20 protein-coding genes are annotated in these 20,603 nt (G+C 69.0%); 7 read left to right on the top strand and 13 right to left on the bottom strand.

The genetic code is table 11. The features are described from left to right. Positions 1 to 4 precede the first annotated feature (4 nt). Genes NM203_RS09475 through NM203_RS09485 form a run of 3 tightly spaced genes read right to left on the bottom strand, consistent with a single transcriptional unit; the run spans position 5 to position 4,112 of the window. Positions 5 to 1,603, bottom strand: coding sequence for a thiamine pyrophosphate-binding protein (locus NM203_RS09475; protein ID WP_255059591.1), 1,599 nt, complete (start codon positions 1,601 to 1,603; stop codon positions 5 to 7). Continuing rightward, positions 1,600 to 2,580 (bottom strand): agmatinase, encoded by a 981-nt coding sequence (gene speB, locus NM203_RS09480; protein ID WP_255059592.1) that lies wholly within the window; start codon positions 2,578 to 2,580, stop codon positions 1,600 to 1,602. Before speB ends, NM203_RS09475 begins: the two co-directional genes overlap by 4 nt. Next, complete coding sequence (locus tag NM203_RS09485; RefSeq protein WP_255059593.1) at positions 2,577 to 4,112, bottom strand: purine-cytosine permease family protein; 1,536 nt, start codon at positions 4,110 to 4,112, stop codon at positions 2,577 to 2,579. The genes speB and NM203_RS09485 overlap by 4 nt, the downstream gene beginning before the upstream one ends. 221 nt (positions 4,113 to 4,333) lie before the next feature. Between NM203_RS09485 and NM203_RS09490 the strand changes: the two genes are divergently transcribed. Further along, positions 4,334 to 5,224: an Lrp/AsnC family transcriptional regulator gene (locus NM203_RS09490; RefSeq protein ID WP_255059594.1), complete on the top strand. Its 891-nt coding sequence runs from the start codon at positions 4,334 to 4,336 to the stop codon at positions 5,222 to 5,224. Here the strand turns inward: NM203_RS09490 and NM203_RS09495 are convergent. Further along, the gene (locus tag NM203_RS09495) at positions 5,197 to 5,574 is read right to left on the bottom strand and encodes an SRPBCC family protein (RefSeq protein ID WP_255059595.1); all 378 of its coding nucleotides are present in this window, start codon (positions 5,572 to 5,574) and stop codon (positions 5,197 to 5,199) included. The two genes, NM203_RS09490 and NM203_RS09495, sit on opposite strands and share 28 nt — an antisense overlap. Positions 5,575 to 5,650: 76 nt before the next feature. Here NM203_RS09495 and NM203_RS09500 point away from each other — a divergent pair, with 76 nt between their 5' ends. Next, positions 5,651 to 5,932 (top strand): sigma factor, encoded by a 282-nt coding sequence (locus NM203_RS09500; protein WP_255059596.1) that lies wholly within the window; start codon positions 5,651 to 5,653, stop codon positions 5,930 to 5,932. Positions 5,933 to 5,936: 4 nt separating this feature from the next. Here NM203_RS09500 and NM203_RS09505 read toward each other — a convergent pair whose 3' ends face one another. From NM203_RS09505 to NM203_RS09525, 5 genes are all read right to left on the bottom strand, one after another. Further along, positions 5,937 to 6,608: an O-methyltransferase gene (locus NM203_RS09505; protein WP_255059597.1), complete on the bottom strand. Its 672-nt coding sequence runs from the start codon at positions 6,606 to 6,608 to the stop codon at positions 5,937 to 5,939. Between the two features lie 18 nt (positions 6,609 to 6,626). Beyond that, complete coding sequence (locus tag NM203_RS09510) at positions 6,627 to 7,118, bottom strand: TIGR04338 family metallohydrolase (RefSeq protein WP_255059598.1); 492 nt, start codon at positions 7,116 to 7,118, stop codon at positions 6,627 to 6,629. A gap of 6 nt (positions 7,119 to 7,124) precedes the next feature. Beyond that, positions 7,125 to 7,874, bottom strand: coding sequence for a DUF2786 domain-containing protein (locus NM203_RS09515; protein ID WP_255059599.1), 750 nt, complete (start codon positions 7,872 to 7,874; stop codon positions 7,125 to 7,127). A 69-nt stretch (positions 7,875 to 7,943) separates the two neighbouring features. Then, a complete protein-coding gene (locus tag NM203_RS09520; RefSeq protein WP_255059600.1) occupies positions 7,944 to 9,011 on the bottom strand; it encodes an alpha/beta hydrolase family protein in 1,068 nt (355 codons plus the stop codon). After that, positions 9,008 to 9,856 carry an alpha/beta hydrolase gene (locus tag NM203_RS09525; protein ID WP_255059601.1) on the bottom strand — a complete coding sequence of 283 codons (849 nt, stop codon included), beginning with the start codon at positions 9,854 to 9,856 and terminating at the stop codon, positions 9,008 to 9,010. Before NM203_RS09525 ends, NM203_RS09520 begins: the two co-directional genes overlap by 4 nt. Positions 9,857 to 9,901: 45 nt before the next feature. Here NM203_RS09525 and NM203_RS09530 point away from each other — a divergent pair, with 45 nt between their 5' ends. Then, on the top strand, positions 9,902 to 10,945 hold the full coding sequence (locus tag NM203_RS09530; protein ID WP_255059602.1) for a sigma-70 family RNA polymerase sigma factor: 1,044 nt from the start codon (positions 9,902 to 9,904) through the stop codon (positions 10,943 to 10,945). Here the strand turns inward: NM203_RS09530 and NM203_RS09535 are convergent. Beyond that, on the bottom strand, positions 10,942 to 11,817 hold the full coding sequence (locus NM203_RS09535) for a DUF559 domain-containing protein (protein WP_308212819.1): 876 nt from the start codon (positions 11,815 to 11,817) through the stop codon (positions 10,942 to 10,944). The two genes, NM203_RS09530 and NM203_RS09535, sit on opposite strands and share 4 nt — an antisense overlap. 122 nt (positions 11,818 to 11,939) lie before the next feature. Continuing rightward, positions 11,940 to 12,392, bottom strand: coding sequence for a MarR family winged helix-turn-helix transcriptional regulator (locus tag NM203_RS09540; RefSeq protein ID WP_255059604.1), 453 nt, complete (start codon positions 12,390 to 12,392; stop codon positions 11,940 to 11,942). Positions 12,393 to 12,464: 72 nt separating this feature from the next. Between NM203_RS09540 and NM203_RS09545 the strand changes: the two genes are divergently transcribed. Continuing rightward, entirely contained in the window at positions 12,465 to 13,229 is a 765-nt protein-coding gene (locus tag NM203_RS09545; protein ID WP_255059605.1) for a pirin family protein, read from the top strand. Beyond that, positions 13,207 to 14,505 (top strand): PQQ-dependent sugar dehydrogenase, encoded by a 1,299-nt coding sequence (locus NM203_RS09550; protein WP_255059606.1) that lies wholly within the window; start codon positions 13,207 to 13,209, stop codon positions 14,503 to 14,505. Before NM203_RS09545 ends, NM203_RS09550 begins: the two co-directional genes overlap by 23 nt. Here NM203_RS09550 and NM203_RS09555 read toward each other — a convergent pair. Beyond that, the gene (locus NM203_RS09555; protein WP_255059607.1) at positions 14,502 to 14,933 is read right to left on the bottom strand and encodes an SRPBCC family protein; all 432 of its coding nucleotides are present in this window, start codon (positions 14,931 to 14,933) and stop codon (positions 14,502 to 14,504) included. The genes NM203_RS09550 and NM203_RS09555 overlap by 4 nt on opposite strands. Before the next feature lie 168 nt (positions 14,934 to 15,101). On the opposite strand from NM203_RS09555, the gene NM203_RS09560 reads away from it, so the two are divergent. Together NM203_RS09560 and NM203_RS09565 are read left to right on the top strand one after the other, a co-directional pair. After that, entirely contained in the window at positions 15,102 to 16,184 is a 1,083-nt protein-coding gene (locus tag NM203_RS09560) for a phosphodiester glycosidase family protein (protein ID WP_255059608.1), read from the top strand. 133 nt (positions 16,185 to 16,317) lie between these two features. Further along, entirely contained in the window at positions 16,318 to 18,033 is a 1,716-nt protein-coding gene (locus tag NM203_RS09565) for an HNH endonuclease signature motif containing protein (protein ID WP_255059609.1), read from the top strand. A 9-nt stretch (positions 18,034 to 18,042) separates the two neighbouring features. On the opposite strand, the gene NM203_RS09570 is transcribed toward NM203_RS09565, so the two are convergent. Then, complete coding sequence (locus tag NM203_RS09570; protein WP_255059610.1) at positions 18,043 to 20,556, bottom strand: hypothetical protein; 2,514 nt, start codon at positions 20,554 to 20,556, stop codon at positions 18,043 to 18,045. Between the last annotated feature and the right edge of the window lie 47 nt (positions 20,557 to 20,603).

Consider the following 20,603-nt stretch of genomic DNA (forward strand, 5'->3'; position numbering starts at 1 on the left):
ACTCCTAGGTGAGTGCGAACATCTTGAGAAGAGCCGGGAGTACGACGACGGCCGGGCCCCTGGTGGTGAACGTGTCGGCGACGATCTCGCCGACGCTGTCGAGCGTCGCCAGGTGGGCGGCCACCCCGAAACTTCCTGCCAGTGCGATGAAGTCGGGCCGAGCCAGCTCGGTCGCCGTCGCCTGGCCGAACGCGTCGGTCATGTACTCGCGCAGAATCCCGTAGCCGCCGTCGTCGACGATCAGCCACGTCACGTCGGCGTCGTGCTGCCGCGCGGTGGCCAACTCCGCGATCGAGTACATGGCCCCGCCGTCCCCCGACACCGCCAGGGTGCGCTCACCGGATCCGATGGCGGCGGCGATCGCCGCGGGGAAGCCGAACCCCAGGCCGCCCGAGCCCTGCGCCGAGTGGAACCCGCCCTCGCGGGGATCCCACGCCGACCACGCCCAGTACGCGGCGATCGTCATGTCCCAGAACGTCTGTGCCGCTGCGGGAACCGCCTCGCGGAGGTCTCGCATCAAAGCGAGTTCGATCCCGAGGTCCTGCGACGCCAGCCTGTCCTCCACCGCGCGGCGCAGTCCGCTCGCGACTGCGGCGCCGTTACCCGACCGCTGCGACACCGCCGACGCGATGGCGGTCAGAGCCGGGGCCGCGTCGGCGTGGATGCCGAGACCGGGGTGGTTGGCCTCGAGCACGCGGGGTTCGGCGTCGATGTGGATCAGCCGGCCCTTGGGTGCGAGCGTGAAGTAGTTGCTGGTCACCTCGCCCATCGCGGTACCGACCGCCAGCAGCACGTCGGCGTCCTCCAGCAGGGCCGTCGTGTGCCGGTCCTCGATCCACGACGCCGCCGACAGGGGATGGCCGAAGGAGATCGCGCCCTTGCCGCCGACGGTCGACACCACTGGCGCATCGAGCTTTTCGGCGAGGGTGACCAGAGCCTCGGGTCCGCCGGCCGACCGACGAACTCCCCCGCCGGCCAGGATCACCGGGCGCTCGGCCGCACCGAGCAGTGCGGCGGCTGCGTCGACCAGTTCGGGGCGAGGCGGGCGCGCGGCGACACTCGCGACGACGGACGTCACAACGGGAACATCGGTGATCTCCAGCAGCACGTCCTGCGGGATCTCCACCCACGTCGGCCCAGCCGGCGCCGACTGGGCCAGCGCCCACGCGTCGGCCAGCAGGCTCGGGATCTGCGCGGCGCGCCGCACCACCGCGGTGCTCTTGGTGACGTTGGTGGCGCTGCGCTGCTGATCGTCGAGTTGGTGCAGCATGCCGCGGCGCAGGCCCAGTCCGGAGCGCGGCACCTGGCTGGTGATCACCAGCAGCGGTACGCCGGTCGCGTACGCCTCCTGCAGCGCACCCAGCGCCGTCAACGCGCCGGGCCCCGTCGACAGGAACAGGACGCCGACTTCGCCTGTGGCCCTGGCATATCCGTCGGCACCGAACGCCGAGTTGTTCTCCACCCGGGAGCTGACGAACTGCAGATCGCTGCGCCGGATCGCGTCGAACAGACCCAACGCGTGCTGGCCGGGAATGCCGAATACGTGGGACACCCCGAGAGCCGCCAGCGTTTCAACGACGACGTCGCCTCCGTTGCGGGTCATGATTCACAGCGCATCGCCAACAGCGACACCAGGTCGTAGGCGACGTGTGCCGCGGCGACGCCGGTGATCTCGGCGTGGTCGTAGGCGGGTGCGACCTCGACGACGTCGGCTCCGATCAGGTTCAGCCCGCGGAATCCCCGCAGGATCTCCAGCAGTTCGCGGCTCGTCATGCCGCCCGCCTCCGGCGTTCCGGTGCCGGGCGCATGCGCGGGGTCCAGCACGTCGATGTCGATCGACACGTACACCGGCCGGTTGCCGAGTCGGTCGCGCAGTTTGTCGACGACCTCGCGTACGCCCTGGTAGTAGACGTCGGACGAGGTGACGATCCCGAAGCCGAAGCGCCTGTCGTCCTCGAGATCCTTCTTGCCGTACAGCGGGCCGCGGGTGCCGACGTGGGAGAGCGCCTCGGTGTCGAGAATGCCCTCCTCGACAGCGCGGCGGAACGGCGTGCCGTGGGTGTACTCCGCGCCGAAGTAGGTGTCCCAGGTGTCGAGGTGAGCGTCGAAGTGCACCAGGGCGACCGGCCCGTGCACCGCCGCGGCAGCACGCAACAGCGGCAGCGCGATGGTGTGGTCGCCGCCGATGGTCACCAATCGCGTTCCTTCGGTGGTCAGTTCGCGAGCGGCACCCTCGATGGTCTCGATGGCCTCGTTGATGTTGAACGGGTTCACCGCGATGTCACCGGCGTCGACCACCTGCGCGACCTCGAACGGCGACACGTCGAGCGCGGGGTGGTAGGGCCGTAGCAGCCGCGACGCCTCCCGGACGTACGTCGGACCGAAGCGCGCACCCGGCCGGTAGGACACCCCGGAGTCGAAGGGCACGCCCACGACCGCCACGTCGGCGCGGGGCACCTGGTCGAGTCGTGGCAGCCGGGCGTACGTCGCCGGCCCCGCGAATCTCGGGGTCTTCGACGCGTCGATCGGGCCGAGCGGCTGGCCCGATGCGCGATCCCGCTCCGCTTCTCGCTGGGTCATGAAACCTCCTGTGCTACAACGTCGTCCACCGACGTGATCGGGGTGCCCGCTGCTGGGCCCGCCGGGGCGAAGCGCGGGCCGTCAGGACCGAACGCGTCGGCCGGTTCGGGGAACAGGAACAGCAGCACCGGGTAGAGGACGGCCGCGACGCCGAGGCCCACCGGGATGGACAGGTCGATCCCGTTCGCGAGATCACCCAGCGGACCGACGAACTGGTCGGGCACGTTGACGAAGCAGATCGACAGTGCCGCGGACACCAGCCACGCGCCGAGACCGCGCCAGTTCCAGCCGTGGTTGAACCAGTACCGTCCGCCGCGCTGCCTGCGGTTGAACACCTGCAGCGAGTCGGAGTCGTACCAGCCGCGCCGGACCGCCCAGCCGATCATCATCACGACCATCCACGGCGCCGTACACGTCACGATGAGGACGGCGAAGGTCGAAATGCTCTGCACCACGTTGAAGGCGAAGCGCCCGACGAAGATGAACGCGATCGCGATGACGCCGATGAAGACGGTCGCCTGCACCCTGCTGAAGCGTGGGAACACGCTGGAGAAGTCGAGGCCGGTGCCGTACAGCGCAGTGGTTCCCGTCGACATGCCGCCGATGAGCGCGATCAGGCAGACCGGCACGAAGTACCAGGTGGGCGACACCTCGAGCAGACCGCCGACGTAATTGCCCTCGGCGATGAAGTCCGGCGCGTTCGTCGCGACGACAGCGGCGGTGACCAGACCGAAAAGGAACGGGACCAGGGTGGCGAGCTGGGCTGCGAACGCGGCCGACATCGACTTCCACGCCGGGGTGTCACGCGGGATGTAGCGCGCCCAATCCCCTAGGAACGCACCGAAGCTCACCGGGTTCGACATGACGATCAGCACCGCGCCGACGAAGGACGGCCAGTACAGCGCGTTGGTTTCGGCGTCGGCGCCGGGGCCGTAGATGCCCGCGTAACCCGGATCGAAGGTGCCGCTGAAGGCGAAGACGCCCAGCACGAACAGCAGAGTGGCGGCGATGACGGCGATCTTGTTGACCAGCAACATGAATCGGAAGCCGTAGATGCAGACCACCAGGACCAGCAGCGCGAAGATCCCGTAGGCCACGCCGACCGCCACGTCACTCTGGGGCAGACCGATCGCGCGGTTCGCGCCGCCGACGAGCACGTCGCCCGACGACCACACCGAGATGGAGAAGAACGCGATCGCGGTCAGCAGCGACAGGAACGATCCGACGACGCGGCCGTGCACGCCGAGGTGCGCCGACGACGACACCGCGTTGTTGGTGCCGTTGCGCGGACCGAACAGTGACATCGGAGCCAGGATCGCCGCGCCGACGATCAGGCCGAGCAGGGTCGCCAGCAGAGCGTCGCGGAAGGACAGCCCGAAGATGATCGGAAAACTCCCGAGCACCACGGTCGCGATGGTGTTTGCGCCGCCGAAGACGAGCCGGAACAGGTCCAGTGGACTCGCGGTCCGCTCGGCATCGGGGATCTGTTCGACACCGTGCACTTCGATGTCGGTGACCTTCGCCTGAGCCATGGGGAGTCCTGTCGGTCGTGTGGTGCGGGTCACGTTATGACCGGCCGGTGTGCGCCGCAAGCAGTTCGTTCGTTAACACGACGTTTCGGATCACGATGTGCCGTCAGTGGCGGGTCGATCGCGTCATAATCGGATTCAGCTGTGCTAGTTGCTCCCGATATGCCAAGACGCACAGTGCGAAAAATCTTCGAACGAATTTCCGTTAGACGGGCTGAACTGCGATGGATGAGACCGATGAGGGGATCGTCGAGCTGTTGGAGGTCGACGGCCGCCTGACGCACCGGGAGATCGCCCGCACCGTCGGGTTGTCGCGGTCGGCCGCGGCCGCGCGCGTGCAGCGGCTCATCACCAGTGGCCAGGTGGTGATCCGCGGCGTCGTCCATCCCGCCGTGCTGGGGCGCGGCGCGCTGGCCCACGTCAGCGTCACCGTGCACGGAGCGGCGACCCCTGTCGCGGACGAGCTGGCACGGCGCGAGGACATCCCGTTCCTGTCGCTGACGAGCGGTTCCTACGGGCTGGTCGCCGAGATCCGGGCGTCGTCACCGCGCGGTATCGACACCGCCGTCGCCCAGCTGCGATCGCTGCCGGGGGTCTCCGGGGTCGACACGCTGTCCTACGTCGAGGTTATGCGCGACGTCGTCGGTCCGGTCGGCGAGGTCGAGACGAGCGTCGACGCGACCGATCGCGCACTGCTCGTCGAGTTGCAGAACGACGGCCGCGCGTCATACGTCGACTTGGCCGCGGCGGTGGGGTTGTCGGCGGCCGGGGCGCGCCGCCGAGTGGTGCGGTTGATCGAGGCCAGGGTGGTTCGGATCGGCGCGGTGGTCCGGCACTCCGGCCAGGATCGGCAAAGCGCCATGGGCTTCGGCATCCGGTTGGCCGGCGAGCACCACGACGTGGTGGCTGCGCTGACAGCGATGTCGGCGGTCATCTTCGTCGCCCGCACGCTCGGCCGGTTCGACGTGCTCGTCACGATCCGCGCGTTCTCGTCGGCCCAGTTGGTCGAACTGCTGGACACCGTGCGCTCACTTCCGGGGGTGCGGGCGCTGGAGAGTTGGACGCACTTGGAGGTGGTGAAGGAGAGCTACGCGTCGGGGTTGGACGCCAGCTGATCGATGCGCCGCAGCGCGATCGCCAGCACCGGCAGGTAGGCGGGCGCCCACCACGGCGCGCTCATCCAGACGCGGCAACCGTCGCCGTCGGGGTCGACGCCGTGCTTGGTGGCGTCGACCCCCGCGACGCGCCACGCCCAGCGGACCCCTGGCACGAACTCGGTGATCGTGAACGGCAGCGGTATCCCGACCGGCGTCCACACCCGACCCGTCGTCCCGAGCGTGAGCAGGTCGCCGTCGATTTCCGCGCGGCTGACCGTCGGTCCCCAGCGGGGCCAGTAGTCGAGGTCGACGAGAATCCGCCACACCTCGTCGGACGGGGCGGCGATTCGTCGAGACACGACTGTCATCCCGCGACCGTGCCCATTACCCGCCGCCGTCAAACTTCGTGGTTTGGCGAGGTGTGAGCCGGGGTACAGCCCGCACGTGAGTGAGCATCTCGCCGCGCTGCTCGAGCGCATCTCGCGTCGCGATCCCGACGCCATGTTGAAGTTCTACGACCGGACCGCGTCACGGGTGTTCGGAGTCCTCGGGACCCGCATCGCCGACCCCGACCTGCGTGAATCGGTGCTGGAGCGCGTCTACCTCGAAGTCTGGGAGACGGCGCACACCTACGACCCCGAGGTGTACTCGCCGGGCGCCTGGCTGATCACCTTGGCCCATCGGATGGCGGTCGACCTCCACGACGGCGCTGCCGCCGCCGCGTAGTCGCTCACTCATCGGGCAGCACGCGCGCCACCGCGAAGCCGTCCCAGCCCTTGGTGCCGACCGTCTGTATCGCCGCGGTGTCGAGCCGGGGATGTCCGCCCATCATCACGAACATGTCGTGCACCGCGCGCGCCTGCAGGTCGTCGGGCGCCGGATCGAGCACCCGCCCCATCCTGGCGATGTTGTCGACGACGATCAGCGCGCCCGGGGTGGCGAGCCGCACGGCCCAGTCGACGTAGGCCGAGTTGTTCTCCTTGTCGGCGTCGATGAAGAAGAAGTCGAACGAGTTCTCGCGGGCCGCGAGCCTCGGCAACGAGTCGAGGGCGGCGCCGACGATGATCTCGACGCGGTCGAGCACGCCCGCTCGGTCCAGATTCGAGGTCGCCACGTCCGCGTGGGCGGCGTCGTACTCGAGCGTGACGACGCGCCCGGCGGGGCCGACACCGCGAGCGAGGGCGATGGTGCTGTAACCGGCCAGGGTGCCGATCTCGAGCACGCTGGCCGCACCGGTGGCCGTCGCGAGCAGCGACAGCAGCTTCGCGTGCTGTGCCGACACCTCGATGCGCGGCATCCCCGCCGCGTCGGCCGCCTCGCGCGTCGCCGCCAGCACGTCGTCCTCGGTGTGCAGCAGCCGGGTGAACAGCTCGTCGAGGGCGCGCGGGTCCGGTTCGGTCATGGCTCGATTATGCGCCGCTCACCGCACGCCCTCCTGCGCGTAGACCCTCCTCAGCACGTAGCCCAGCTCGGCGCCCATGACGATCGCCGCGAGGTCGCACATGGCGGCGACGAACTCCGGGCCGTGCGGTGGGTCCGTGAACGCCAGGTGGTGGACCAGCTCGTGCAGCACGACGAGTTCCCTTAGTGCCCAGGTGGTTCCACGCTCCGGCACGGCGATGACCGCAGCCTCGCCGGAGCTCTCGTAATGAGCCGCCGCCACCCCGCGCCGGGGCCGGACGGCGACGGGCCCGGCGCTCGGCCACGCGTCGCGCACCGCGGGCAGGGCGAGCACGTCGTCGACGTAGCGCTGCACCGACTCGACCGATGCGAACCTGCCCTCGGGCGGTAGCGTGACCTCGGTGCCGAAGAACTCGACGACGCGGTTGCCGCGCGCTGCGGCGCGGTCGAACACCGTCTGGACGAAGTGTTCGGCGGCGTAGACCTTCGCGCGTTGCGCGTCGCGAGCCACTCCGCTCTAGTGCTCCACGGCCTTGCCGGGCCCTGCCAGTTCCGGGGACGGCCCCAGCCGGGCGCGCCGCCCCGCGCGGTCACCGGCGCGCCGCGCCGCCGACGAGTACCCCGCGCTGGCACTGCTGGCCCGCCACGTGCCGCGGGCCCGTGACGCCTGCCGGTAGTAGCTCTTCAGCTCGAGCTCCTTGTTGCGCAACACGAGTGCCGTGCCGGGGACGTCGACGGCCTGAGCGGTGGCCTGCTGCCGCGCCTCCTCGCGCGCCTCGGCGAGCCGCTGGCCCACGCGCGCGCCGAACGCCAGCTGGAAGTTCAGCCGCGCGGTGATGGTCGGCGTCGGCTTGTGGTCGCCGGTGTCGAGGTAGGCCTTGGAGGCCTTCACCATCTGCCCGACGAGGCCCGCGTAGAGCGCGTGCGTGGCGTCGATGTCCTCGGCGAACCCGTAGGCGTAGACGAACGTCGAATTGGAGGCGACGTCGCACTTCACGTCGTTGGCCGCCGCGATCACCACGAACAGCTGAACGTACGTGCGCAGCCCCTTCGACCCCGCGGCGCCGATCGTGATCGTGCGCTGCGTGGGCTCCTGTGCCTTGCTGCGCGTCGCGGCGTGCGCGCGGGCCATCGCGAGGTCGATCGACGTGGTGGTCGCCAGGCGCTGGGCCGCCGCCATGTACGCCTCGGCCTCGTGCGAGTTGTCGGTGCTCTCCGCCTTGCGCAGCAGGGCGGAGATCCGCGCCAGCATCTTGTCTTCTGTCATGACCCCGAAACTAAGTCGCCGCACTGACTTTCACGCCCGGCTATCCACAGCCGGGCGTTCATCCCCAGATTAACCGCCCTTGGCCGTCAGCTTCGCGACGAACACGTCCAGCGCGGCGGTCAGCTGCGGCGAGATCGGATCCTGCTTGGCGTAGTTCGCGACGTTGTCGGTCGGATCGTCACGCAGCACGTGGTTGACGCCCTTGAGTTCCACCACGGTCAGCGCCGTCTGCCCGAGCGCCTCGATGAGCGGCTTCTCGGCGTCGCAGAACGCCTGCGAATCGACGTCCGAACATGACAACAGCACCGGCGTCCCCGCCGGGATCCGCTTCGCCAGCGCGATCGGGTCGACGGCGTCGGCCTCGACGACCGCCTTCACGTTCGTCGGATTGAGCACTGCGCTGAGCCCTTCGGGCAGCTGCGCGGGCACCGTGCCCTTCGTCCGTGCCTCGTCGACGGCCTTGTCCCAGGCGGCGATGACCTCGTCGGCCTGAGCCTGCGTCTTCGCACCCGACTTCACGTCTGCGGCCACGCTCGTGTTCACCCGGTTGGTGATCATGTCGAGGTACCGGCCGGACAGCGGCTGCAGCAGGCCCAGCGCCTGAATGCGCGGGCCGCCCGTGTCCGCGGCGAGTTGCATCGCGTGCACGGTGCCCTCGCCGAGCGCGAACACCGAGAGCGCCTCTGCTGCACTGCCCGGCTGCTCGGCGAGGAAGCGGATGGCCGCCTTCGCGCCCGTCGTGTAGACGGAGCTGCCCACCGAGGCGGGGTTCGCGGCGTACGGGCCGATGCCCGTCGCGCCGGTGCCGACCTTGTCGTAGCGCAGGCTCGCGATGTTCTTGCCCGACAGGTAGTCGGCCAACTGCCGCATGTTCCCGACCGGCCCGGCGACCGCGTTGTCACCGTTGCGGTCGGTGTTGCCGCTCTCCGAGATCAGCAGCGCCGCAGGGCCTTTCGGAGCTGCCGCATCGTGCCGGTAGCTGCCGTGGATGGTCAGGCCGTCGGCGACGAAGGTGACGTTCTCGTCATTCCAGCCCTTCTGTTCCGGGGCCGGTGCCGCGGAGTCACCCGACGAGCAGCCGGCGAGCACCAGCACCGTCGCCGCCGACGCCGCGCACAGCCGCGCGAACGCGCTCACAGGTGCACCTCGATCCACGACACGACGTCGTCGAGGACCACGGCGCGCTCCGGCTCGTTGAACACCTCGTGGAACAGCTCGGGATAGACCTTCAGCTTCACGTCCGTAGAGCCGACGCATTCGACGAGTCGCTCCGAGCCGGCCACCGGAATCAGGCTGTCCTTGCCGCCGTGCACGACGAGCAGCGGAGCGGTGATCGCGGAGGCGCGCTGCGGCATGGTCTCCCCGACGCGGATCAGCGCCTTCGCGACTCCGGCGGGCAGCTTTCCCTTGTGCACCAGCGGGTCGGCGATGTAAGCGGCCACCACCTCGGGGTCGCGTGACACCGCCTCCGGGGGCAGCTGTTCGACGGGCAGCCCCGGCAGGATCGAGCCGACGACCTTCGCGACGCCGATCATCACCGGCGACACCGCGTCCTGCGCGTAGACAGCGGGCCCGGACAGCACCATCAGCGCGTAGTCGCCCGCGTGTTCGACACCGTAGGTGAACACGACTCCGCCGCCCATGCTGTGACCCAGCACTATGCGCTTCAGGTCGGGGTGCGCGGCGGTGGCGATACCGACGAGGTGGTGGAAGTCGGCGGTGTACTCCGAGATGTTCCTCAGGTAGACGCGCTTGCCATCCGACCGGCCGTGGCCGCGTAGATCCAGCGCGTAGGTGATGAGCCCGGCCTCGCCGAAGCGCTGAGCGACGTGGTCGTAGCGACGGGCGTGCTCGGCGTAGCCGTGACAGAGGATGACTAAGCCGGTGGGACCCGATGAGCTCGTGCCGGGCGTCCACACGTCGTACACGATCTTGGTGCCGCCGACACCGTCGAAACTGCGTTCGCTTCGGGTTGTGGCCACGCAGCGACCCTAGCGGGCGGAGCTGATGGTGTTCAGGCACGTTCTGTGTCGGAGGTCATAGGTAGGCTCGGCCGGGTGAGCGTGCTCGCTGAAGATGTCGCAGATCCAGTCCGCCCGGTGTCGAAGGACGACTTCCTCGCCGATGCCCAGCGGTACCGGCGCGAGCTCCTGGCGCACTGCTACCGGATGACCGGTTCCCTGCACGACGCCGAGGACCTGGTGCAGGAGACCTACCTTCGGGCGTGGAAGGCCTACGACAATTTCGAGGGCAAGTCGTCGATCCGCACCTGGCTCTACCGCATCGCGACGAACACGTCCCTGACCTCGCTCGACGGGCGCAAGCGACGGCCGTTGCCCGCCGGCCTCGGGGCGCCCGCCTCGGATCCCAACGGCGACATCACCGAGCACCGCGAGATCACCTGGCTCGAGCCGCTGCCCGATGCGCCACATGAGGATCCGTCCGACCCGTCGGTGATCGCGGAGTCCCGCGAGTCGGTGCGGCTGGCGTTCGTAGCGGCCCTGCAGCACCTGTCGCCGAGGCAACGCGCGGTGCTGGTGCTCCGCGAGGTGCTGCAGTGGAAGGCCGCCGAGGTCGGTACGGCCATCGGGGCGTCGACGGCCGCCGTGAACAGCCTGCTGCAGCGCGCCAGGGCGCAACTCGACGCCGTGCAGCCCAGCCAGGACGACACGGTGGACGCACCGGAGTCGCCGGAGGCGCAGGAGCTGCTGGCCAAGTACATCGACGCGTTCGAGACGTACGACATGGCGAAGCTCGTCGAACTGTTCACCGCGGACGCGGTGTTCGAGATGCCGCCGTTTGACGGCTGGTATCAGGGCCCGGAGAACATCGTCGCCCTGTCCAAGAAGCACTGCCCCGCCGAGGGGCCCGGCGACATGCGGTTCACCCCCGTCATCGCCAACGGGCAACCGGCCGCCGCGCTGTACATGCTCAACCGCGAGACCGGCAGGCACGAGGAGTTCCAGCTGCACGTGCTGGCGACGCGCGCCGACGGGATCGCCCACGTGGTGGCGTTCCACGCCGACGGCACGCTGTTCGAGAAGTTCGGTCTGCCGCGAGTGGCCACTTAAGTAACGGCATCACCGAGAAGTCGTGCGATAACGGGCCATTCGGCACCGGCTTGGCGGAGAGCTTGGCAGGTTCGCCGTACGATCACGTCACGGTGAGCGCGCAGCATCGTCGCGCTTACCCGAATGATCAGCCACCCTCTGGCCAGCAGTCCCGCTAGGCGATCGATGTCACCCTGGTGCTGTTCGGCATTCGTCCAGTGCTGCTCACCGTCGTATTCGACACCTACCTTGAACTGCTCGTAGCCCATGTCGACGCGCCACCTGCCGACTCTGATCTGCGTCTGCGGGCGCGGGAGTCCCGCGTCGATCAGCACCAGTCGCGTCCTGGTCTCCTGCGGCGACTCGGCCCCGCCGTCCATCACGGCGACGACGTCGCGCAGCTGTACCAGGCCGCGCACACCGGGGTGCCGCTCGATCAACGCCTCCACCGCATCCGGGCGCAGGCCCGTCGCATTGGCCAGCGCATCCACCCGGAGCACCGCCAGCGTGCGTCCGGTGCGGCGCCCGAGGTCGAACGCGGTCCTGGCGGGCGTTGAGACCCATATCCTGCTGATGCGTCGGCGCTCGTCGTCCGGCAGCTCGTCGCGGTGAATCACTATCCCTTTGGCCGGCTTTCCGTTGCGACGGAACATTTCGGCGGGCTGCGTCGGGTCCACCCATTTCGATCCGTGCAGCGCCGCGGCCGAAAGTCCCGCCATCGTCGACGTCCGTCCCGACCACAGCCACGCCGCGACGGCCCGATCTGCGGCCGTCATCTCGGCACCCTTCCGCACATAGACGTCGCGGTAGACGCGCTCGTAGTCGCGACGCAGCGACCGCACGCTCACGTCGAGCGCTTCGGTACCGAGGAACGGTGTCGCCGGGATCGTCACGAGAGCAAGCCTGCGACCGATCCGGTTGCGCGTGCCCAAGTTGTGCACAGGGTGAGTGGCCACTTGCGCGACGGAATCCGGCCGCGTCCGTGACGCAACTGGCCATTCGACGGCATGAGGCGTCACGGTCGCCGACTAAGTGCCTGCAGCACCCCCGCAGTCCAGCGCCCGACGGCACGCAGGTCGGCCGGGCGCAGGTCGGCGAACACGACTTCGCGCACCAGCTCGGCGTGGCCGGGAGCGGCGGTGCGCAGCGCGTTGCGCCCCGTGCGGGTGAGCGCCACGGTGGCAGCGCGCCGGTCGTCCTTCGCGCCGGTGCGCTCGACGAGGCCGCGGTCGGACATCCGGCGCAGCTGGTGGGAGACGCGGCTCTGTTCCCAGCCCAGCCGATCGCCGAGCACGCTGATCCGGCAGCCCGGCTGCTCGTCGACCGCCACAAGAACGTCGTAGTCGGCCAGCGACAAACCGCAGTCGCGCTGTAGCTGGCGGTTCATCTCCGCCTGCAGCCTGTTCGTCATCGTCAGGTGGTCGCGCCACACCCGTTGCTCGTCTTCGGTCAACCACACGGAATACATGACACATCATCTATGTTGTCGTGTCCAGTGCCCGCCACCTAGGCTGGCGACGAGTCCCGAGGAGAGCTCACCATGACCACTGCCGAAACCGTCGACATCCGGCGTGCTTCCGATCGCGCGGCCACGAAGATCTCCTGGCTCGACTCCAAGCACTCGTTCTCCTTCGGATCGCACTACGATCCGGCCAACACCAACCACGGCCTGCTGCTGGTGAACAACGACGATCGCGTGCGGCCCGGCCAGGGATTCGACACCCACCCGCACCGCGACATGGAGATCGTCACCTGGGTACTCCGCGGCTCACTGGTGCACCAGGATTCGACGGGGCACTCCGGCGTGATCTATCCCGGTCTGGCGCAACGGATGTCGGCCGGGCGCGGCATTCTGCACTCGGAGAAGAACGACTCCTGGACGCTCACCGGCGATCCCGAGCACCGGGAGGAGGTCCACTTCGTCCAGATGTGGGTCGTGCCCGACGAGTCCGGTGTGACGCCGGGCTATCAGCAGCTCGAGATCGACGACGAGATGCTGCGCGGTGGCCTCGTCACGATCGCGTCGGGCATGCCCGAGCACGCGAACGACGCGGCGATCACCATTCACAACCGCTACGCCGCGCTGCGCGGCGCCCGACTCCAACCGGGCCAGAGCGTCGAGTTGCCGCTCGCGCCGTATCTGCACCTGTTCGTCCCGCGCGGGGAAGTCGTGCTCGAAGGCGCGGGTTCCCTGCTCGAGGGTGACGCGGTGCGGTTCACCGCGTCGGGCGGGCAGCGAGTCACCGCCACCGAACCGTCCGAGATCCTCGTCTGGGAGATGCATGCCGGGCTCACCGCCGCCTAAGTCGTTCGCCCTCTGCCTCGCCGGCCTGCTGCTGGCGACGGCGTGCTCCGCGGAGCCGACGTCCGCCCCGTCGTCGGCGCCGTCGTCGTCGGCGCTGTCGTCGTCCGCGGCGGCCCCGGTGCCGGCGGCCGGGCTCGCCGAGGTGACGGTCACCGTGCCGTCGAACCTCGCCGAAGCGCCATTCGACCAGCCGCGAAAGGCGTTGGTGCCCAACGGCTGGACGCTGTCGGTGTGGGCGCGGATGACGAAGCCGCGACTGGCCGCGTGGACCCCCGACGGCCGGCTCCTGATCTCGGTGCCCAGCACCGGCAAGGTGGTGGCGTTTGGTGCCGACGGTACCGGGGAGACGGTGCTGCTCGACGGTCTCGACCAACCGCACGGGCTGGCCTTCGCCGGCTCCACGCTGTACGTCGCGCAGAGCGATCAAGTCGACGCCTACGACTACGCCGACGGCGTGGCGACGCGGCCGCGGACCGTCGCGCCGGGCTTGCCGGACGCCAAGAGTCCGGACCTGCGCGGTGCGTACTCGCACGCGCTGAAGAGCGTCGTGGTGGGACCCGATGGCGCCGTGTACTTCTCGATCGGCTCGACGGGCAACATCTCAGTCGAGGACCGGACGGCCACGCCGCCGCGCGCGACGATCATGCGGGTCCCGCCGGGTGGCGGGCCCGCTGAACCGTTCGCCACCGGGGTGCGCAACGGCACCGGCCTCGCCGTCGCCCCCGACGGTGCGATCTGGATCGCGAACAACGGCCGGGACAACGCCCCCGATCCGGACGGCAATGTCCGCGAGGAGTACGTCAACGAGAACCCACCGGAGCAGATCGCGAAACTGACCCCCGGTCGCGAACTGGGTTGGCCCTTCTGCAATCCCGACGGCGGGCCCGCCAATCTGCCGTTCATTCGCGACATGAACACCAACGCCGACGGCGCCGCAATGGACTGCGCGACCCTGCCCGCGGTCGAGCAGAGCATGGGAGCGCACTCGGCACCGCTGGGCATGAGCTTCGCCGACTTGCCGGAGCCGTATGGCGCGGGCGCGTTGATCGGCGTTCACGGCTCGTGGAACCGCCAACCGCCACGGGTGCCCGAGGTGTCGTTCTACCCGTGGCGCGATGGCGGTCTCGGCGATCAGCAGACGTTGGTCGGCGGGTTCCAGAGCGAGGACGGGTCGCGCTGGGGCCGGCCTGTAGCGGCGGTCACGGGGCCGGACGGCGCGGTCTACATCACCGACGACTACGCGGGAGCGATCTACCGCCTGGCCCCACCCGGCTAGAGCTTGTTGAGGACCTCGGTCATCTGCTTCTCGGTGTCGTTGGCGAGCTTCTCGAAGACGAGCTTCATCGCCGGGCTCAGAAGCTTTGCCACGCCGTGCATTTCGAGATCGGCGTGGTAGGTGATCACTGATCCGCCGTCGTGCGCCTCGACCGAGATGGTGTCGGTGGACGTCGACGACTCGTTCTTGCCGACGAACACCAACTGGTCGGGCTTCAGGGACTCGAGCGTGTAGGTCAGTTCGGCCTCCACGCCGACGATCTTCGAGACGTTGTGCCACGTGGAGCCCTCGTGGACGGGTCCGGCGTCGTTTCGGGTGCACGTCTGGGTGCCCGGATCCCACTGTTCGGCGTTGCTGAAGTCCTTGAGGTAGTCGATGACCGTCGCGGGCGGCGGTGTCACGGCGAATGTTCGCGAAACTGATGGCATGCGGGCTTGATACCCGGTTCGGACGCTTCGACTCCGAGTCCGGCAATCGGGTTTCGCAGCAAAGCAATTGGGCCGTAGCTGAATCGTGATGCCACTGTGACGAAAGTTGACAGTGAGTTACCTGTGATTATTGTTGACTTCTCGTAGAGAACTGCTGAAAGGGCGACAGTGCGTGATCACGCCGCAAAGATCCGGCGCATCATCGCGTCCGCGACTGCGCTGACGCTGTCCGCCGTCCTGGCAATCACATCGGGTGCGCCCACCGCTCAGGCCGCCAGCGGACGCGATCTGCTGGCCGCCGCGATCGCCAACACCCGCGGGTCGTACCTCGTGTACAACTTCGGCGGCAGCCATCCGGCGCCCATGGTCAACGCGGCGGGCAACGCCTATGAGATGACCAGCGGCGGCCACCTGATGATCATCAAGAACGCCTCGCAGCGGCTGACCCCGCGCCTGCTGGTCGACTCGCATCGCGGGTATCAGGCGCGCTGCGAGCGTGATCCGAGGGCGCGGACCGGCGAAGGACTGATGCAGGCGTCGGAGACCTACACGCCGATTCAGGCGTGGCAGGCGCTGGGCCAGCCCACCATCGCGATCAATGCGAACTTCTTCGACGTACGAGGCCAGAAGGGCGGCTCCTGGAAGACGACGGGCTGCAGTTCGCCGCTGGGTGCGTACCTCGACACCACGCGCGGGCAGGGCAACGCCAACGCCGCCGTCACCGGAACCATCGCGTACGCGGGCAAGCAGGGGCTGTCCGGCGGCAACGAGACGTGGACCGCGCTGAGCACCATGATCCTTCCGGTCAGCGGCGCGCCCTTCGTGGTGCCGCCGAAGTCGGACGGGGACTTCGACGCCGCGTCGCCCGTGATCCAGGACCTGATGAACAAGGGGACGCGCTTCGTCGCCGTCGCCGGCCTGCACCTGCTGGCGCCCGGCGACACCGCGCAGATGAACGACGGCGGACCCAGCGCCGCCCGCACCGCGATCGGCTACGCGCGAGACCGCGACGAGATGTACGTGTTCCAGGGCGGCAGCTACACGCCCGATCAGATCCAGGATCTGTTCCGCGGCTTGGGCAGTGACACCGCGGTGCTGCTCGACGGCGGCGGGTCGTCGGCCATCGTGCTGCGCCGCGACGCCGGCGGCATGTGGGCGGGCGCGGGGGTGCCGAAGGGGTCCTGCGACACCTACGCGGTGCTGTGCGACTCACGCGAACGCGCGCTGCCGAGCTGGCTCGCCTTCGCCTGATTCGAGAGCCGCCTAGCACTGTGGTGTGACATGAAAGGTGTTGTGGGCCTGAGTTATCCACAGTCCGGGATTCATCCACAGGGTGGGGGTGGACTCGTGGCCTCGGGGCGTTGCCGCCGGTAGCGTCGAAAGCGTGTTCGATCAGTTCACCGCCGCCGTGGCGGCCGCCCGCACCCCCGGCCAGCGGGTCCGCGCGCAGGCGATGCTGGAGAACGCCGCGTGCGCGGCGCGGCTGTCCTCGATGGCCGATCTGCTCGAGCAGGCCCACCGCGCCTCCGGCTCGGCCGACCGCGACCGTTGGCGCTGCGACAACTGGGCCTCGGTGTGCGCCCAGATCGGCGCCGCGCAGACCCTGACCGCGGGCATGGTCAACAGTCTGCTGACCCACGCGGTCGTCCTGCGCGAGAAACTCCCGAAGGTCGGGGCGGTGTTCGCCGAGGGTCTGATCACCTACCTGCTGGTGCGCACCATCTGCCGACGCACCGCGCTGGTCAAGGACCCCGCCGCGCTGGCCGCGATCGACGCCGAGCTGGCCGCCGAACTCAGGGGCTGGGGTGCGAAGTCACTGGATCAGACCGACGCCGACATCGACGCCCTGATCCTGCGTCACGACCCGCACGCGGTGCGCCGCGTGCAGGACGTCGTGCGTTCCACCGGCGTCACCGTGGACACCGACGGGGCCACCGGGGTGTCCCGCATCGAGGCCACGGTCGAGGCGACCGACGGGGCGGCGTTCCAGCGGCGCGTCGAGCTGCTGGCCCGCACCGTGTGCGACCGCGATCCCCGCACCGCCGATCAACGCCGCGCGGCCGCGGTCGGGGCGATGGGCTTCGGCTGGGACCGGCTGCCCTGCATGTGCGAGACCGACGGCTGCGCCGCGGCGAGCCGGCCGGCCGTCGGCGGTGTCGTCATCCACGTCATCACCCGCCGCGACACCCTCCACGGCACCACCGATCAACCACCCCCGGACCCCGAACCCGAACCGCCCACCACACCGGAGCATCCGGAGGAGCGGTTCGACGTCGACCCCCAACCTCCCGACGACGGCGACGAACCATCCCCCGACCCCGACCCCGACGTCGAAACCGATTCGCCGAATGGTGAATCCGGATCGAATCCCGTTCCCGCCGGGGATCTGACCGCTCAGCGCCGCGGCCTGGTCGGTGAGCAGCCGCGGATGCTGTCCAAACCGTTGCGCGAGTACACCATCACTGAACTCGTCGACGAGGTCAGCGCCGACCGCGGCCAGTACTGCCCCGCCTCACCGGGGGTGATCCTGGGCGGCCCGGTGCTGCCGGCACCGGTGATCGCGCGGCTGGCGATGCACGCCACCGTCACGGACCTGATCCATCCGGGTCACGCCCCACCCGAACCGCGCTACCGGCCCTCCCGGGCACTCGCCGACTTCGTCAAGGCACGCGATCTGAGGTGCCGACAGCCCGGCTGCACCCGCGACATCGACGACCTCGACCACACCATCCCCTACCCGTGGGGACCGACGTGCGCGTCGAACCTGGCCGGGTTCTGCCGCGAGCACCACCTGCTCAAGACGTTCTTCCCCGGCTGGTCCAGCGTGCAGTACCCCGACGGGCGGATCGTGTTCACCGACCCCGACGCACAGAGCTCCACCAGCTACCCGGGCAGCCGACTGCTCTTCGGTGAACTCTGCGAACCCACCGCACCGGCCGCCACCCGCGGGACCCCACCACCGAAACACACCGCGGGCCTGACCATGCCCACACGCGCGATCACCCGAAAACAGGCCCGCGACAAACGCATCGACGACGAACGCGAACGCAACACGCCCTGGGCCGAGCAGTACCTCCGCGACAGCATCCCACCGTTTTAGGTGTGCGCGTTAGGCAGCTGCGGCACCGGCATCCGATTCCTCGCTCGCGGGGGCCTCGGCGGCCGGGGCGCTGCCGTTATCGCTGCCGCCGGCTTCAGTCTTGTCGGCGGGCTTAGGCGAGAAGTTCGCCGAATCGCGAACGACCTGGCCTCCCGGCTTGGCGTGCTTCGGCGTCGTCGTAGCGGTGTCAGTGGACAGGGAGGCGTCGTCGTCGGTGTCGGGCTTCGCGTGCTTCGGACCCGTCGGCGCGTCAGCTTCCTTCTCCGCCGCAGCCTTGTCGGCCTCAGCCTTCTCCGCCGCAGCCTTATCAGCCTCAGCCTGCTCGGCCGCAGCCTTCTCCGCGGCAGCCTTATCAGCCGCGGCCTGCTCCGCCGCTTCCTTCTCCGCCGCAGTCTTATCGGCGTCGATGTCAACCGAGGTAGCGTCTTCCGCGCTGAGTTCGCTTGTCAGCGCGTCCTTCTCGCTATCGGCGGCGGGAGCTTCGGCGGCGGGGTCTTCAGTGGCGGACGCTTCCGCGGCGGGAACTTCCGCGGCGAGCGACACCATTCGCGCGTTCGCATCGGGGACCGAGGTGATCGACTGCTGTCCCAGCAGTCCGCCACCGAACAGACCGCCCAGCAGTCCGCCGAGTCCGCCGCTTCCGAGCACGTTGTTCAGCAGGTCCGTGAGCGGGTTGCCCGTCGACGTGCCCCCTGTCCCCGTTCCGGTACCGCCGGTGCCGGTGCCGCCCGCCCCGAGCAGACCGCCCAGGTTCCCACCGAGGATGGCGTCGAGCAGGGTCTTGAGAGCGTTCGGGGTGCCGGGAGTCGGGTTCGGTCCGAGTTCCTTCTGAATCCCGCCGACCAGTGCGGTGAAGGTGTCGGCGAGCACCTGCAGCGGATTGAGGTTGGGGAACGACAGGAACGGCACCTCGTCGCCCGCATTGGTGAAGTCGCGGGTGTACGTCCCGTCCGGATTGCGGGTGACGTTGCCGTAGCCCACGTCGGTCAGGATTCCCAGCGCCGGGGCGAGCGCGTTCGCGATGCGCATCGGGATCTGCGCCAGCGGCGAGAGCCCCACGATGTTCAGCACGTCCGCCGCCAAGTACAGCGGCTCGAGCACCGGCAGGGTCGCCGAGTTGAGCGTCAGATAGATGTTGAGCGCCAACGGGTTACCCTCGCCGACGTTACCGATCGCCTCCAGCGTCTGCTCGGTGATCTCCTCACCGAGGCCCTCGAGGCTCAGCCCGCGCAGCATGTACGTCGGCAACAGCGCGGCCGCCAGGTTGTTGGCCAGCGTGACCGGGTTGGGCCAGGCCGCGAAGTCCGACAACGGCTGGTACTCGTACGTCGCGTCGATGAGGATCGGCAGCACGTTGGCGCCGCCCAGGTGGTAGCCGAGCAGGTCGCTGTCGCCCAGTAGTCCCCCGTCACCGGTCAGTTCGGTGCGGGGATTCACCGTGTCGATCCCGAGAAGCGCTGCGAGCGGCCCGAATCGGGCGAACATGCCGCCGTCCGGCCGGCCCGGATTGTTGATCAGTAGCATCGGCAGGATCGACAGGCTGCCGAGCAGCGGGTTGAGCTCGCCCGTGAGCTGCTCGTAATTGGATCCCCCTGGCTGATTGGCGAGGTCGGCGATCACCTGCTGGTAGGCCATCGCCGCGGCGAACGCGCCGACGCCGATACCGACGGTGGGGGTGACGCGTGCGTGCAGGAGGTCGGGGACGAGTCCGGTGACGGGATCCCGGATCTCGTTGATCAGCTCGGTCAGATCCCCGAGGATCGAGGTCAGGCTTCCCAACCCCAGGGTGGACAGGATCGGGCCGAGTACGCCCGCGCCAGTCTCGTCCAGCTTCTCGAAGATCAGATCGAGCACCCCGTCGGCGCCGAGCTCCAGGTACTCGCTGTTGTTGATCTCGTTCGCCACCGAGTTCGGTTGCGTCGGAACCCAACCGAGGTCGATACCGAGCATCTTCAACACCGCGAACGTCGGCCCTGCGGTGACCACGTTCAGGCCGGGGACGTCCAGGCCGGATACGTTGAGTGGGTCAGCGAGGTTCAGGCCGATCAGCGCGAGCACCCCGGTAAGAGTCGTATCGGTGACCTCGGGCAGGCCGATCAGTTCGAAGACCTGGGTCAGGTACTCGAGGTCGAGACCCTGGAGCACAGGCCCCAGCACAGGGAGGTCCAACGAGAGATTGGCCAGGATGGGCGAGATCAGGCCCGCCGGAAGGTCGGTGAGCAGTCCGTTGACCAGGCTCTGGGGGTCCAGCCCGGCGGCCTGAGCCAGCGCCGTGAGACTGATGCCGTTGACGATCGCCCGCGCGATCTGATCGGCGAAGGCTTGACTGAAATTGTTGACGGCCGTCCCCAGCCCACCCGTGAGGTCGGGGTAGTTCTTGTTGTCCGGGAACTGGCCGGAATCGGGCAGCAACTGAATCGCCGCCGCCAGATCAACCGCTTCGGCCGTTTGGCGCTTCGCCGGATCCGGTGGCGGCTCAACGCCGACGGTCAACGCCGTCGCCGTCGCTGTGGCGGCGCTCAACAGCGCCACACTCATCCGACGCGCGCTTCTCGCCCGATGCCTGCCCG

Source organism: Mycolicibacterium arenosum (assembly GCF_024320865.1).
Lineage (GTDB): Bacteria > Actinomycetota > Actinomycetes > Mycobacteriales > Mycobacteriaceae > Mycobacterium > Mycobacterium arenosum.

Excerpts from the sequence above, each read along its gene's own strand:
- speB (WP_255059592.1), bottom strand. The coding sequence starts at position 2,580 with ATGACCCAGCGAGAAGCGGAGCGGGATCGCGCATCGGGCCAGCCGCTC.
- NM203_RS09475 (WP_255059591.1), bottom strand. The coding sequence starts at position 1,603 with ATGACCCGCAACGGAGGCGACGTCGTCGTTGAAACGCTGGCGGCTCTC.
- NM203_RS09545 (WP_255059605.1), top strand. The coding sequence starts at position 12,465 with ATGACCACTGCCGAAACCGTCGACATCCGGCGTGCTTCCGATCGCGCG.
- NM203_RS09540 (WP_255059604.1), bottom strand. The coding sequence starts at position 12,392 with ATGTATTCCGTGTGGTTGACCGAAGACGAGCAACGGGTGTGGCGCGAC.
- NM203_RS09505 (WP_255059597.1), bottom strand. The coding sequence starts at position 6,608 with ATGACCGAACCGGACCCGCGCGCCCTCGACGAGCTGTTCACCCGGCTG.
- NM203_RS09550 (WP_255059606.1), top strand. The coding sequence starts at position 13,207 with ATGCCGGGCTCACCGCCGCCTAAGTCGTTCGCCCTCTGCCTCGCCGGC.
- NM203_RS09490 (WP_255059594.1), top strand. The coding sequence starts at position 4,334 with ATGGATGAGACCGATGAGGGGATCGTCGAGCTGTTGGAGGTCGACGGC.
- NM203_RS09555 (WP_255059607.1), bottom strand. The coding sequence starts at position 14,933 with ATGCCATCAGTTTCGCGAACATTCGCCGTGACACCGCCGCCCGCGACG.
- NM203_RS09485 (WP_255059593.1), bottom strand. The coding sequence starts at position 4,112 with ATGGCTCAGGCGAAGGTCACCGACATCGAAGTGCACGGTGTCGAACAG.
- NM203_RS09515 (WP_255059599.1), bottom strand. The coding sequence starts at position 7,874 with ATGACAGAAGACAAGATGCTGGCGCGGATCTCCGCCCTGCTGCGCAAG.
- NM203_RS09495 (WP_255059595.1), bottom strand. The coding sequence starts at position 5,574 with ATGACAGTCGTGTCTCGACGAATCGCCGCCCCGTCCGACGAGGTGTGG.